Below are 13,995 nucleotides of genomic sequence, written 5' to 3'. Positions count from 1 at the left end.
CCTTGTATACCCACCCTGTAGGAGCGGCGCTTGAGCCGCGAACCGCGCGCAGCGCGGAAATCGCCCACAGGGCGATCAGACATAGCCGATCCCTTCACTACCTTCTTCATAAACAAAAACGTGATTCGCACCTCAATAGGCGACCAACGGCCCGCTGATCTACAGCCACCGGGAACCCCAACGCCTATAGTACGTCGAACAGCCAAACCCCAACGGAGCGACACCCTTGCCACCCGCCCTGCAAACCCTGACCGACAAGCTCTACCAGATCCGCCACCTGTGGGCGGTGATCAGCTTTGCACTGGGTCTGTCCAGTTACTTCCTGGTGGAGCGACAGCCCTGGCTGGCGGCAGTGCTCACCGGCTTCCTGGTACTGAGCTGGCTGCTCCTGCTCACCGAAGGGCTCTGGCAACGGCGTCTCGCCGGTACCGCCATGGAGGGCATGTCCCAGGGCATGCTCAAACTGCTGCTGCAGGCCGTCCACCAGGAAGCTTTCTTCTTCAGTCTGCCGTTCGTGCTGCTGCAATGGTCTGGTGGTGCGGAATACATCTTCTTCACCACCCTGGTGATCAGTGCCGCCCTGGTCAGCATCATCGACCCGTTGTACTTCTGGCTGGCACGGCACCGTGCCCTGTACTTCGGCTTCCACGCCTGGGCACTGTTTGTGGCCCTGCTGGTACTGCTGCCGTTGATCTTCCACTGGAGCACGGATTCCGCACTCACCTGGGCCGGCTGGCTCACCGCCCTGTTTGCGTTGCCCAGTTTCTGGCGCTTCGGTGGGCCGCGAAAATGGTTTCGCTGGCTGGGGCTGCTGGCCGTATCCTGCGTGATCGCCTTCGCCCCACGCTGGCTGGCACCCCTGGTGCCACCGCTGACCCTGTCCCTGGAAGAGCGGGCGATGGCCCTGTCCTTCAACCGGGAGCAACGCCAGCCATTGGTAACCGGGCAAAGCTTCACCAGCGACGAAGTCACCGCCGGCCTCTATGCCTACACCGCCATCAAGGCGCCGTTGGGGCTGGGGCAGGAGATTTATCATTACTGGTTCCAAAACGGCGAACAGATAGACCGGATTCCCCTCAAACTCTACGGCGGCCGCGAATCCGGCTTTCGCACCTGGTCCCACAAACGCCATATCCCGGTGCCCTCACAAGGCCGCTGGCGAGTGGAAGTGCGCACCGCCGACAACCAAATCATCGGCGTCATGCGCTTCACCATCACACCCTGAGTCCAGCGGCTCCCCAGCCGCCCCTTACTCCCAAGCCCTTCGACACCGGCCCTCGTTGGAGCCTTGCTCGCAAGGCGAAGGGGCTGAAGTCACTGCCGTGCCTTCGCGAGTCCCTACACCTTCGCAAACCAGGCCCAGTGGTTTATTCAGACCCTTTGGGCCATACCTCTCCAAACGGTGATCCCCTATATGCCGTCCTCAACAGAACGAGCCATATCTTTGTAGGATATGGCTTACAGAAAATGCTAAACGGTTGATATAGAGTGGTTTTCGGAACGGGGGGATATCGGGGTAAGTCAGGAAATCGGCCGTTTGTTCGCGTTTTGTCAGACGAGAAGGGTTCTTGCTTTTTCTGTAAGAACCTGACGGCCTTGCGAGTTGCTGTGTTTCTCCCGAAAGTCATAAAAGAATTATGTCGAAGAAAGATAGGTCGAACCGTTCGACTGAATACGCTGTTAGCTATCCCACCGTTGAAGAGCGTGCAATACAATAGGATAAATAGATGGATGTTGATTACTCAGAATTAGATTTCGCACAATGGATTGCAGATATTATTAGATGCGAATTGGAGGAGGATGGTGCTTCTTACATCTATTCGCCTCGAATGCGCTCCGGTGAAAATCATCAGTTTAAATTGGCTAAAGCTAAGCTTTCGGAAGAAATTCAAAAACTCGCTGAGTATGAGGAAGTTTCAGAAACTGTAATTTCAACGAAGAAAACATATGAAATATTAGTTCGAGAGGAAGGTCCTTTCTTTCGGATGAGGCCCCGAGAAAACGATACCGTTGTTGAACTTGAAGATAGTGAAAACAAACTTCACTACAGGCTTATTCGACCATCGAATACCTTTGCATTGTATCTTTTATTGAAAGCAGCGAAAGTGGGCGAACCTAGAGCACTCTCAAGACCGTTTCCTTCTTACCGTGTATTTGAAATGGCTAACGAAGAAGAGTTATGTGTATTGGACATAATGAAGAGGTTTCTGGCTGGTCGTCTAACATTGAAAATAGAATCGGAAACGACTCGATCGACGGCGGAGTTCGAAAAATATAGCTCAGCGTTTTTATTTAATATTAGCTACAACACAGATTCGGCGCTTGTTCAACAAAGGGATTTCGATGAGCTATTGAGATCTGGGAGAATTACGAGAACCCGAAGATATAATATGGATGAATTGGACCCTCCCAGAAGGTTCTACATCCCAGACCTGATTCACCACTACCAGCTTGCGGTTGGTACCGAAAATCCGATGTTGGAGTATATTTCTTATTATCATATTTCGGAGCACTTTTTTGAAAACGTTTTTAACGAAGAGCTTATCGAGAAGGTTAGAACTAAAATCACTCATCCTGATTTTTCTTACAAGCGAAAGAAAGATATTTCTTCGCTTATTAAAGACATAGGGAAATCAATCAAGATGAGAGATGAAAGCATGACTTTTAATGAGCTGGAAGGGCTTCGTCTTACACTTAAGAAATTTATCAACTTGAATGAATTGATTGAAAAGATTGAAGCATATGAACCTTCTCTAATTGAGTACTATAAATCAACGCCAGTGCCATTTTCTAATGCGCCGGTAGTCGATTTAAAATTAGAAGATGCTGATGTAGTTATTAAGCATTTAGGGTCGAGAATCTATCAAACCAGAAACGCGATAGTTCACAGTAAAGAATCAGAGAAGTCAAAGTACACTCCATTTCGAGATGATAGTAAGCTTGTAAAGGAAGTCCCCTTGCTGAGATTCATTTCTGAGCAGATTATTTTTTCAACTTCAACACTAGCATGAAGTTAGAAATAGCTAACAAGTGCATGTTGTCGGACTGGTTTTCCGCTGCGTTCCAAACCAGCCGTAAATGCGGGCGTTAGCCATGAAAAGAATTAGTATACGGAAGAAGCGAATGAAGGATAACTATCTTGTCCATGGAACGAATGCCATTAAGGGGGGGCTGCGCTATCTAGAGGGCGACGACTATCGTTATGAGCCCAAAAGCGTAAGTATCTACCTCTCTTCTGCCTGTAAAACCTTGTCGTATCTAGCTGAAGATGAGAATGCATTAAAAAAAATAGCAAAAGGGATGCAAGGGGTTCGTGAGAACAACTTCTATGAGTTCGAAAATCTGTTTGAAGAATTCATCAAGCCAGATCATGCGTTAATGATTGCCGCAGGAATGGACGAAAAAATGGCGGCTTACTTCTTTAGAGATGTCGAAGCGATGAGAGATTTGATTGATCAAAAAGCTGATGTTGGTTCAGAGTTACTTCGCGAACGCATCAAAGAACTCCGGTACTCAGTTTGTGAAAGTGGAATGGAAGGTCATGTTGGTGGCAGGAGCCCTTTGTGGCGTTCAGCAAAGGTGATCGGAGGGGGAGCAATCGTAACCACCAACTATGCAGCAGATACCATCATCGGAGGGTTGGCTAGCACTTTCTCTCAAACATTTGGCGGTTACTTGGTCGGCAAGGGGCTTGATGGCTAACAAGGGCTTTAAGTGCGCTAAGTTTTACACCGCCGCTCGCAGCAAGCTGCGCTGCTTAAGCGAGCGTTAGCAAGAACGCCACTGTCAATATTTAGGGACATATCAATGAATGATTTAGTGAAGAAGCAGGATGTGGCCTTACCCGCATTGCCGGACACGGTTCTTCCAGCCATATCTCAGCTAACGACTTCTCTGGGTATCCCTCGAGAGATGCTTGCGAGTGATGAAGAAATTCAATATGCGTGGCGGGACTTGCCAAGAGAACTTCGAGAAATTCCCGAGAATCTACGAGGTGAGCTGGTCGCTAGGATGTGTGTCGCTGTAAGTACCGGGCTATTTGACGGCGCAATGAACTATATTTGGAACGCCGCGATTCTACAGTTAAGAACCAAGGTTCGGAATTTCGGGTTAGCGGTTGTCGCGCAAATTAAACAGTCTGACTTTGAGGAAAAACATCTTCTTGAGCTTCAAGATAGCAGGCTTCTTGAACTTTGCCTCAAGTTGAACATAGTTGACGAAGATGGGTTTTTCTTTCTAGACCAGTGTCGGGAGGTCAGAAACAATTTTTCGGCGGCACATCCTACGCTAGGGAAGATTAACGATCGTGAGTTCACTACGTTCTTGAATCGATGCATTAGATATGCTCTAGCAGATTCATCATCCCCAAAGGGTGTGGATATTAGCGCATTTATATCTGCTGTAAAGGCTCAGAGGTTCAATGCTAACCAATGTCAAATATGGATGCAGAGACTCACTGAAACGCATGACGCCCAAAGACAGATGCTGGTCGGGATGGTGCATGGAATATATTGTGATCCAAATGCATCGGAGCCGGCTCGATTAAATTCGTTAGACCTTTGCGGAGGACTAAAGGATACGTTCACGGCTGCTATCAAGTCTGATCTTATCAATAGACATTCTGACTATGTGGCAAAAGGGGAGCAGGAAAAGCATTCCGCCTCGCTTCAGTTCTTTGAAAAACTCGGACTTCTGTCTCTTCTGAATGAATCTGAACAGCATTTTGTGTTCTCTCGTTCTGTTGAACGTCTTTGGAACGTGCATAATGGGATGAACAATTTTTATAATGAGCCCCCCTTCGCTGAGAGGCTTTTAGAGCTATCGCAGCAAGGTGCTATTCCTGAAACCGTACAGGAGCAATTCGTTCAAACCGTTCTTTGTTGTCGAGTAGGGAATGGCTATGGAATTTCAAACGCGGCAATGCCTGCCTATGATCAGATGATTCGTGGCTTCTCCCCAAGGGAGATTGCCACAATGATTAGGTCGGCTATGGTTAAAGATAATCCTCTGGGAAATCGTTTAGCGAACAATGCTTCCTGCAGGAATAACTTCAAAGAAGTACTTGGGTACATTGAGACAGCAAGTGTGCCTAGCGGTGTCAAAGCTGATTATGACAAGATCATGAGATGAAGGCAGCGAAGGGCTAACAATGCCAGGCACGGCGACAGATTGTCCGTTGCGGGATCCGGGGTCAGGTCTTGTATCGTGCGTTTGATCGCAATATTCAAGACCTGACCCCAATGTTGTAGCCGGTACTCGAAATGCGACTGATAAAACCCGCTCTCATCTACTTCATCCTGATCTTCGCCACCGGCTTCGCCCTGGCCATTATCCGTATTCCCTTCCTGGTGCCCCGACTTGGGGAGCGCTGGGCCGAGCTGGTTGAATTGCCATTTATGGTGCTGGCCAGTTTTCTGGTGGCCCGCTGGCTGGTGCAGCGATTTAGGTTGGTGACGGTGATGCAGTGTATTGGCACTGGCCTGCCGGCTCTTTTGATGATGCTGAGCGCCGAGTTGGCGGTGACACTGGCTCAAGAGCAGGGCCTGGACGACTATCTGGCCGGACGCGACCCGGTATCTGGCATTGCCTATCTCTTCTCTTTGCTACTGTTTGCGGCCATGCCGTTGCTGGTACGCCAGCAGGCAGTGAACCGGCCCTAAAACCGCACCTTCCCCAACGGCACCAGCAACACCGCCGCCCCGATCAGCGCCGCCGCTGCCCCCAACAGCCCGGGCGCAAAACTCCCGCTAGTTTCCAGCAGCCGTGCCGTCACGACCGGCCCCAAGATCTGTCCGACGCCATAGCAGGCCGTCAGTGCGCCCAGGGCGGCGCTGGCAGCGTGGGGTGCCAGTTGCCGGCCGCAGTACATGCTCAGGGCGACCACGGCGGTGAAAGTGCCGCCCACCAGCAGGCCGCTGATGACCAGCCCGGTGAGGCCGGGCAGCCAGGCGGGGGCGCTGACGCCCAGGGCTTGGACCACCAGCGCGGTCATCAGGGCGTTACGTTCGCTGGTGTGGCTGGCCAGTTTGCCCCACAGCAGGTTGGCGGGCACGGCGGCCAGGCCCACGGCCAGCCAGGTATAGAAGGCGGCGCTGTCCAGGCCGGGCAGTTGGGCTTTGGCGATCACCGGCAGGTATGTGGTGCTGGTGATGTAGCCGAACCCGGCCAGGGTGTAGCTGCCGATCAGAAAGCCCAGGGCGGAGCGGTTTACCGGCGCCCGTTCATGTTGGCTGTGTTTGGCGTGGGGCAGGGCGGGGATGCGACGCAGCAGGGGCAGCAGGATCAGGGCCAGCGCCCCGCAGGCCAGCCACATGGTGGCGTAGCTGCCGCGCAGGCTTTCTATAAGGGCAACGGTGAGGGCGGCGATGCTGATGCCCAGGCCGATGCCCGCATAGTGAATATTGCCCAGCCGGGCTCGCAGATGATTGGGCATGGCGCCCAGCACCAGGGCGGAACCGTTGACCATGATGATGGCGCTGGCCACCCCGGCCAGAAAGCGGTTGATGGCCCAGGGGGTGAAGGTGGTGCTCAGGCCCATGAGCAGGCTGGTGATCACACTTGCCCACAGGGCCAGCCAGAACGCGGTGCGGGCCCGGTGGGCGGGTACTGCCATGGCGAGCATGGCACCGGCCAGGTAGCCGCCGTAGTTGATGGCCGCCAGGTAGCCGCCGCTGATGGCGGTGAGGGAGGTCTCGGCGATCATGTCGGGCAGGGCCGGGGTGAACAGGAAGCGGCCAATGCCCAGGGCAATCACCAGACTGAAGGCGCCGGCGATGGCGGTGAGCAGGTGATCTCGTTCTGTGGTCATCAACACGATTCCGTTTTGTCTGCTGCTAGGGCTGGTGCCATTCGCCTGCAGGCAGGCTCCTACTGTGTCTTTAGCGATTGTGGATCTGTGCCACCACCGCAATGGAGCGCGCAGCCTAACAGGCTGTGCCGTGTTCGGCTTCATCATTCGAATGATGTTCATTATTCATCGCAGTGATAAATGCGGCCTTGGTCGAAGGCAGTGCGTGTTTTTTTCACCAGGGCAGGGCAAAACGCGGGGTTTTTGGCGAAGACAATGAGCGGCACCGAAACCGTGATGCATTTTGGTGAGAAAGCCCTGACTCACAACAGTGCCTGCTGAGCGAAAACCGGGCGTTGATGTGGAGTCGGTTTGTGCCTGATATCGCTAACCCCATGAAAAATCAGTCTTTTAAAAACTGGCACAGCATTTGCCTTAACACAGGGTAAGCACAACCACTGCGTTGTGCGCGAGATAACCATCTGTGTGGTCAACGGCGACCGCACTCCGATGCGAGCAAAGGCGCTCAAAGATTCCTGCCAATGGTGGCGGGACGCTTTGAGCGCTTTTTTTATGCCTGTAAAAAACGGGCAGAAGAGGGAAGGATGATGAAAGGTTTCAAGAAAACATTTCGTGGTGTGCTGGCTGCGATGACACTGGGCCTGTCAGCCACGTCCGTGGCGGACGATGCGGTGGGCTGGCCGGAAAAGGCCGACCTGAAGTTCGGCTTTATCAAGTTGACGGATATGGCCCCGCTGGCCATCGCCTACGAGAAAGGCTACTTCGAGGAAGAAGGCCTGTTCGTGACCCTGGAAGCCCAGGCTAACTGGAAGGTGTTGCTGGACCGGGTGATCGACGGTCAGCTGGATGGGGCTCACATGCTGGCCGGGCAGCCGCTGGGGGCGACCATCGGCTACGGGACCGAAGCCCATATTATTACTGCCTTCAGCATGGACCTGAACGGCAACGGCATCACCGTTTCCAATTCCGTCTGGGAAGAAATGAAAAAGCATATTCCCAGCAAGGATGGCAAACCGGTGCATCCGATCAAGGCCGATGCCCTTAAACCGGTGGTAGAGCAATACAAGGCCGACGGTAAGTCTTTCAAAATGGGCATGGTGTTTCCGGTGTCCACCCATAACTACGAGCTGCGTTACTGGCTCGCCGCCGGTGGTCTGAACCCGGGCTACTATGCGCCGCACAAGGGCGATACCAGCGGCCAGTTGCAGGCGGATGTGTTGCTGTCGGTGACGCCGCCACCGCAAATGCCCGCCACCCTGGAAGCCGGCACCATTCATGGCTATTGCGTGGGTGAGCCCTGGAACCAGCAGGCCGTGTTCAAGGGCATCGGTGTGCCGGTGATTACCGATTACGAAATCTGGAAAAACAATCCGGAAAAAGTCTTCGGGGTCAGCAAGTCCTGGGCGGAGGAATACCCCAACACCCATATCCGCGTGGTCAAGGCGATGATCCGTGCCGCCAAGTGGCTGGACGAGAACGACAACGCCAATCGTCCGGAAGCGGTGAAGATCCTTTCCCAGCCGAACTATGTGGGGGCGGATTATGACGTGATCGCCAACTCCATGACCGGCACCTTCGAATACGAAAAAGGCGACAAGCGTGAGGTGCCGGATTTCAATGTGTTCTTCCGCTACAACGCTACCTATCCGTTCTACTCCGATGCGATCTGGTACCTGACACAGATGCGCCGTTGGGGCCAGATCAGCGAGTCCAAACCGGATAGCTGGTACATGGATATCGCCAAGAAAGTCTATCGCCCGGACATCTATGCCCAAGCGGCCAAGTCACTGATCGCCGAAGGCAAAATCCCTGCGGACGAATTCCCGGATTTCGCCACCGAAGATGGTTTCAAACCACCGCAAAAAGGCTTTATCGACAACATCAGCTATGACGGTCGCAAGCCGAACGAGTATCTGGCGAAGTTTCCGATCGGTCTGAAAGAGGGCGACGCGCTTTAAGCGCTCGCCACCTGAGGAGAAGCAATCATGGTGACCCTGACTTTCCCAACCTGGATGGAACCCTACCGTGCATTGGCTACCGGCAAGATGACCGGTGACCAGTGGCAGGCCCTGCTTCGTCAGTTGATATGGCCGGTGATGGGGATCGCGATCTTCCTGTTGCTCTGGCAACTGGCCGCTCAGCGGATCGACACCTCGCTGGGCCAGTTCCCTGGACCGGTTGATGTCTGGGAGCAGGCAGGGTCTCTGGTGGATGAACATCAGGCGTCCCGTGCCAAGGAAGTGGCGTTTCACGAACGCCAGGAAAAGTACATTGCCGCCCGGTTGCAGCAGCAGCCGGAGTGGGAGCCGGTTTACCGGGATTACACCGGTGCGCCGACCTTCTTTGATCAGATCGGAACCAGCCTGATCACGGTGATGAGTGGCTTCCTGCTGGCGTCATTGATTGCCATTCCTCTGGGCATCGTGATCGGTTTGAGCAGTACTGCCTACGCGGCCATGAATCCACTGATTCAGCTGTTCAAACCGGTCTCGCCGCTGGCCTGGCTGCCGCTGGTGACCATGGTAGTGAGCGCGGTGTATGTGACGGATGATCCGATGGTGGCCAAGTCCTTCCTGACATCCATGTTCACGGTGTCATTGTGCTGTCTGTGGCCCACATTGATGAATACCTCAGTGGGTGTGACATCGGTTAGCCAGGATCTGGTCAACGTGTCCAAAGTGCTACGTCTCAATGCACTGAGCCATGTCCGCAAGATCGTACTGCCTTCGGCATTGCCGATGATGTTCACCGGTTTGCGCTTGAGTCTGGGGATCGCCTGGATGGTGCTGATCGCCGCAGAAATGCTGGCGCAAAACCCGGGCCTGGGGAAATTCGTCTGGGATGAATTCCAGAACGGCAGCTCCCAGTCCCTGGGCCGGATCATGGTGGCGGTGATCGTCATCGGCCTGATCGGTTTCCTGCTGGATCGCCTGATGCTGATGCTGCAGCGCGCGCTGGTGTGGGACAAATCTTCCGTGCAGCGCTAAAGGATAGGAGAAACGACATGAAAGCCTTACTGGAACTCTCCAACGTCGGCATGAAGTTCGACACGCCGAAAGGCACGTTCGAAGCGTTGAAAGATGTGAATCTGAAAATTGATGCCGGTGAATTCGTCTCGCTGATCGGCCACTCCGGCTGCGGGAAATCCACAGTGCTCAATATCGTCGCCGGCCTGTTACAGGCCACCGATGGCGGTGTGATTCTGGACAAGCAGGAAGTCACCGAACCCGGCCCGGAGCGGGCGGTGGTATTCCAGAACCATTCGCTGCTGCCGTGGCTGACGTCGTTCGAAAATGTGGAGTTGGCGGTCAAGCAGGTGTTCAAGAAAACCAAGTCGAAAGCCGAGATTCGTGACTGGGTGGAGCATAACCTGGAGCTGGTGCACATGGCCCATGCCATGCACAAGAAGCCGGACGAAATTTCCGGTGGCATGAAGCAGCGTGTGGGCATCGCCCGGGCCCTGGCCATGCAGCCCCAGGTGCTGCTCATGGATGAACCCTTTGGTGCGCTGGATGCGCTGACCCGTGCCCACCTGCAGGATTCCCTGATGGAGATCCATGCTCAGCTGGGTACCACGGTGATCATGATTACCCACGATGTGGACGAGGCGGTGTTGCTGTCCGACCGCATTGTGATGATGACCAATGGGCCCTCCGCCACCATCGGCGAGATTCTGGATGTCAATGTGCCGCGTCCAAGGGACCGCCTGGCCCTGGCCGACGATCCCACCTTCGTCCGTTGTCGTCAGCAGGTGCTGCAATTCCTGTACGAGAAACAGCGCAAGGTGGAACCGCTGCCCAAGCGTACTGACGCTGCCACTGGCGCCGTGCGCAAACGGGCCTGATACCCGTTTATGACTGATTTTATTCGCCTGTTTTTTTCGCACACGGAAAAGCGGGCAGGGGGAAGGTGTGCCTGATGACAGCACATCACTGTTTTTTTATTTTGGGAAATTACTTCGAGGAAACGACCATGAAATATTCTGCCATTGCCGCCGGCGTCATCCTGTCCACGCTCGGCTTTTCGGGGGCGGCTCACGCCGAAGACGATGCGTTTATCACCGCGTTGAAAGCTGGCAAACCGCTGCTGAATCTGCGCTTGCGCCATGAAGAAGTGGATAGCGACGGTGCCGCAGAGGATGCCCAGGCACTCACCCTGCGCACCCGTCTGGGTTACCAGAGCGGCACGTTGCACGGTTTTGATGTGTTGGGGGAGTTTGAAGACACCCGCATTGTCGGCAAGGTCGACAACTTTGCGCCGCACATGACCGGCTACCCGGTGATCGCCGATCCGGAAGTCACCGAGCTTAATCGCGCCGCAGTGCGTTATACCGGCAGCGATGCGCTCGACGGTCTGGTGGCCACCTATGGCCGTCAACGCATTATCTACGACAACGCCCGTTTCGTCGGCAACGTGGGCTGGCGTCAGGATGAGCAGACCTTTGATGGCGCCAAGGTGGATTACGGCACCGGTGATTTTTCTTTCTCAACGGCCTATCTCACCCAGGTAAACGGCATTACGCCCAAGTTCGATGCCAATGTGTCCAATACCCTGTTCAACGCCAGCTGGGCTGGTGCGCCGGGGGGATCCCTCACCGCCTACGGTTACCTGCTGGAAACCGATAACGTGCCCGATTCCGATAACGACACCTACGGTTTGCGCTATGCCGGTGCCTTCGATCTGGATGCCGTAAAGCTGCTGCTCACCCTGGAAGGCGCCCAGCAAGAGGTGGAAGCCGGCGATACCGAGTACTACTTCGCCGAAGTGGGCGCAGAACTGGCCGGGGTCACCGTCAAGGTCGCGCAGGAAGTGCTGGGCTCGGATGACGGTCAGATTGCCTTCCAGACCCCCCTGGCCACCAAGCATGCCTTCAATGGTTGGGCGGATCAGTTCCTGGTGACCCCGGCGGATGGTCTGAAAGACAGTTTTGTCAGCGTCGGTACCAAGCTGGCGGGGTTCAAGCTGGCGGCGGTGTATCACGACTTCCAGGCTGACAAGGGCAGCAGTGATTACGGCACCGAAACCAACCTGCTGGTGGCACGCCCCATCGGCAAGCACTACGTGGTGGGCCTGAAATACGCCGACTACAGCGCCGATGATTTCGGCTCGGATACACAAAAACTGTGGGCCTGGGCAGAACTGAAGCTCTGATCCTGACTTCAGCAACCTTCATCAAAACCGTTACGGAGGTGAAAGGTGGAAGCACGGCAGTTTTTCCCTGACAGCGAGATTCCGCAAAGCGAAACCGAGCGGCCATTGATCATTGTTGGCAATGGCCCGGCGGGCATGCAGTGTCTGGTGGAGCTGCGCCGTCGTGGCGTTACCACGCCGGTCAAGCTGTTCGGCCAGGAAGACTGGGCGCCCTATGATCGCGTCAAGCTATCCACCTTTTTGTCCGGTTCCACCGGTTTTGATGATCTGACTAACCTGCCCGCCGAACTGGATGCGAACGTGGAGCATCTGGTGGGGCGGGCCATTATTGCAATCAACCCGGCGCGACGCTGGGTTGAGGACAGCCTTGGGCAACGCCATCCCTACGGTCGTTTGGTACTGGCGCTGGGGAGTGAAGCCCATATTCCCGGTATTCCCGGCGCCGAACTTTCCGGTGTGCTGCGTTTTCGCGATATGGATGATGCCCAGGCACTGATGGCACGCCGGCTGCGTAGCACTCATACCGTGGTGATCGGAGGTGGCCTGTTGGGCATTGAGGCCGCCCATAGCCTGTGCCGTTTTGGTACCAAAGTTACCCTGATACAACACGCCGACCGCTTGATGAACCGGCAACTGGATTCAGAAGCCGCCGACATGGTGGCCGACAACCTCGCCAGCGCGGGAGTGGATGTACGCCTGCTTGCCCGGGTGAAACGTGTGGAAGGTGTGGAGCGGGTGGAAGGGGTGCGCCTGGCAGACGATCAGTTGCTGCCCTGTGACACCGTGGTGTTTGCCACCGGCATTGCTCCGCGCACGGCGCTGGCCCAACGGGCGGGCATCACCGTGGCCAGTGGTATTCGCGTCAATGCGGGTATGCAGACATCCAACCCCTATATCTATGCGGTAGGAGAGTGCGCCCAGTTTCAGGACCGGGTGTGCGGGCTGGTTATGCCAGCCCTGCAACAGGCTCGGGTGGCAGCGGCCAATCTGGCCGGGGAAGCGGTCAGCTACATGCCGGTGGCGGACAGCACCTGGCTCAAGGTGCTGTCGCTGGAAGTCTTCAGTGCCGGCCTGTTCAGTGATGAAGAGCGTGGCCTGGTGCATCGCACTCTGGTTTATCGCGACCGTGAAAAGGGCATCTATCGCGCGCTGATGGTGCGTACCGGGCGGGTGGTCGGCACGGTATCGGTGGGGCCCTGGCCGGAACGTCAACAGGTGCTCAATCGCATCCGCGATGGCAAGCGCCTGTGGCCCTGGCAGGTCGGCCGCTTTGTACTGACGGGAAATCCGGGTGACAGCAACGACCAATCCGTGGGGCAGTGGCCGACTGCGACGGTGGTGTGCCAATGCCGTGGCCTGACCCGGGGGCAGTTACAGGAATATCTGGATCGCGGCGTCACCGCGGTGACGGATCTGAAGCAGGCGAGTGGAGCTGCCACTGTCTGTGGCGGTTGCGAGCCGCTTCTGGACAGCCTTTGTGGCGGGCAGGGCGCTGCCAAACGGAGTGTGCCCGGCGGTCGAAGCCTGGCCATTATTGCCGCCCTGTCTGCTGTTTTCCTGGGGGTCGCGTTATGGCTTCCGCCACCGATGCCGGCCACCTCGGTATTGGAAATGGGGTTCTTCGAGCTGGTTTCCCGCAACCCTCTATGGCGACAGTGGAGTGGCTATGCGGTGCTGATCGCTTCACTGCTTTTACTGCTGATGTCATTGAAAAAGCGCTTTCCTGGTTTGCCGATGGGGGGATTCAGCGGGTGGCGTATTGCCCATGCCGCGCTCGGGGCGATGGCGCTGGCGCTGCTTTACGGGCACACCGGTTTTTCCCTGGGGGACAACCTGAATCGCTGGCTGATGCTGAGCTTTCTGGGCGTGGGAATAGTGGGGATGACGGCAGCCCTGTTGACCCGGTTGCAGGGCTCGGTTCCGGCCATGGGGCGGCTGCGTCAGGGCAGTACCTGGTTGCATATTCTGGTGTGCTGGCCGCTACCTGCGCTGCTGGTGTTTCACATCCTGTCTGCGTACTACTTCTAGGGGAATGC

Annotated in this window: 11 protein-coding genes; 10 read left to right on the top strand and 1 reads right to left on the bottom strand. The window is 55.5% G+C overall.

All coding sequences use genetic code 11. The features are described 5' to 3' along the window. The first annotated feature begins 226 nt into the window (after positions 1-226). The 5 genes from A3714_RS14830 to A3714_RS14810 all read left to right on the top strand — a co-directional run bounded on the left by A3714_RS14830 (position 227) and on the right by A3714_RS14810 (position 5,660). Positions 227-1,225, top strand: a complete 999-nt coding sequence (locus A3714_RS14830; protein ID WP_063508966.1) for a DUF5924 family protein — start codon at positions 227-229, stop codon at positions 1,223-1,225. A 502-nt stretch (positions 1,226-1,727) separates the two neighbouring features. Then, complete coding sequence (locus A3714_RS14825) at positions 1,728-3,011, top strand: hypothetical protein (RefSeq protein ID WP_063508967.1); 1,284 nt, start codon at positions 1,728-1,730, stop codon at positions 3,009-3,011. A gap of 112 nt (positions 3,012-3,123) precedes the next feature. Next, on the top strand, positions 3,124-3,702 hold the full coding sequence (locus A3714_RS14820; RefSeq protein WP_063508968.1) for a hypothetical protein: 579 nt from the start codon (positions 3,124-3,126) through the stop codon (positions 3,700-3,702). Between the two features lie 105 nt (positions 3,703-3,807). Beyond that, complete coding sequence (locus A3714_RS14815; RefSeq protein ID WP_063508969.1) at positions 3,808-5,130, top strand: hypothetical protein; 1,323 nt, start codon at positions 3,808-3,810, stop codon at positions 5,128-5,130. 131 nt (positions 5,131-5,261) lie between these two features. Further along, a complete protein-coding gene (locus tag A3714_RS14810; protein ID WP_063508970.1) occupies positions 5,262-5,660 on the top strand; it encodes a hypothetical protein in 399 nt (132 codons plus the stop codon). Here A3714_RS14810 and A3714_RS14805 read toward each other — a convergent pair. After that, on the bottom strand, positions 5,657-6,808 hold the full coding sequence (locus tag A3714_RS14805) for a YbfB/YjiJ family MFS transporter (protein WP_231866025.1): 1,152 nt from the start codon (positions 6,806-6,808) through the stop codon (positions 5,657-5,659). The genes A3714_RS14810 and A3714_RS14805 overlap by 4 nt on opposite strands. A 584-nt stretch (positions 6,809-7,392) precedes the next feature. Between A3714_RS14805 and A3714_RS14800 the strand changes: the two genes are divergently transcribed. The 5 genes from A3714_RS14800 (at position 7,393) to A3714_RS14780 (ending at position 13,987) form a co-directional block, all read left to right on the top strand. Then, entirely contained in the window at positions 7,393-8,766 is a 1,374-nt protein-coding gene (locus A3714_RS14800) for a CmpA/NrtA family ABC transporter substrate-binding protein (RefSeq protein WP_103918039.1), read from the top strand. A gap of 27 nt (positions 8,767-8,793) precedes the next feature. Beyond that, entirely contained in the window at positions 8,794-9,795 is a 1,002-nt protein-coding gene (locus A3714_RS14795; protein WP_063508973.1) for an ABC transporter permease, read from the top strand. 17 nt (positions 9,796-9,812) lie between these two features. Further along, positions 9,813-10,652 (top strand): ABC transporter ATP-binding protein, encoded by an 840-nt coding sequence (locus tag A3714_RS14790; protein WP_063508974.1) that lies wholly within the window; start codon positions 9,813-9,815, stop codon positions 10,650-10,652. A 128-nt stretch (positions 10,653-10,780) separates the two neighbouring features. After that, a complete protein-coding gene (locus tag A3714_RS14785) occupies positions 10,781-11,959 on the top strand; it encodes an alginate export family protein (protein WP_063508975.1) in 1,179 nt (392 codons plus the stop codon). Between the two features lie 45 nt (positions 11,960-12,004). Then, positions 12,005-13,987, top strand: coding sequence for an FAD-dependent oxidoreductase (locus A3714_RS14780; RefSeq protein WP_063525937.1), 1,983 nt, complete (start codon positions 12,005-12,007; stop codon positions 13,985-13,987). Positions 13,988-13,995 lie beyond the last annotated feature (8 nt).

The organism is Alcanivorax sp. HI0007, assembly GCF_001635525.1.
GTDB lineage: Bacteria > Pseudomonadota > Gammaproteobacteria > Pseudomonadales > Alcanivoracaceae > Alcanivorax.
This window is presented reverse-complemented; position numbering and strand designations above follow the sequence as displayed.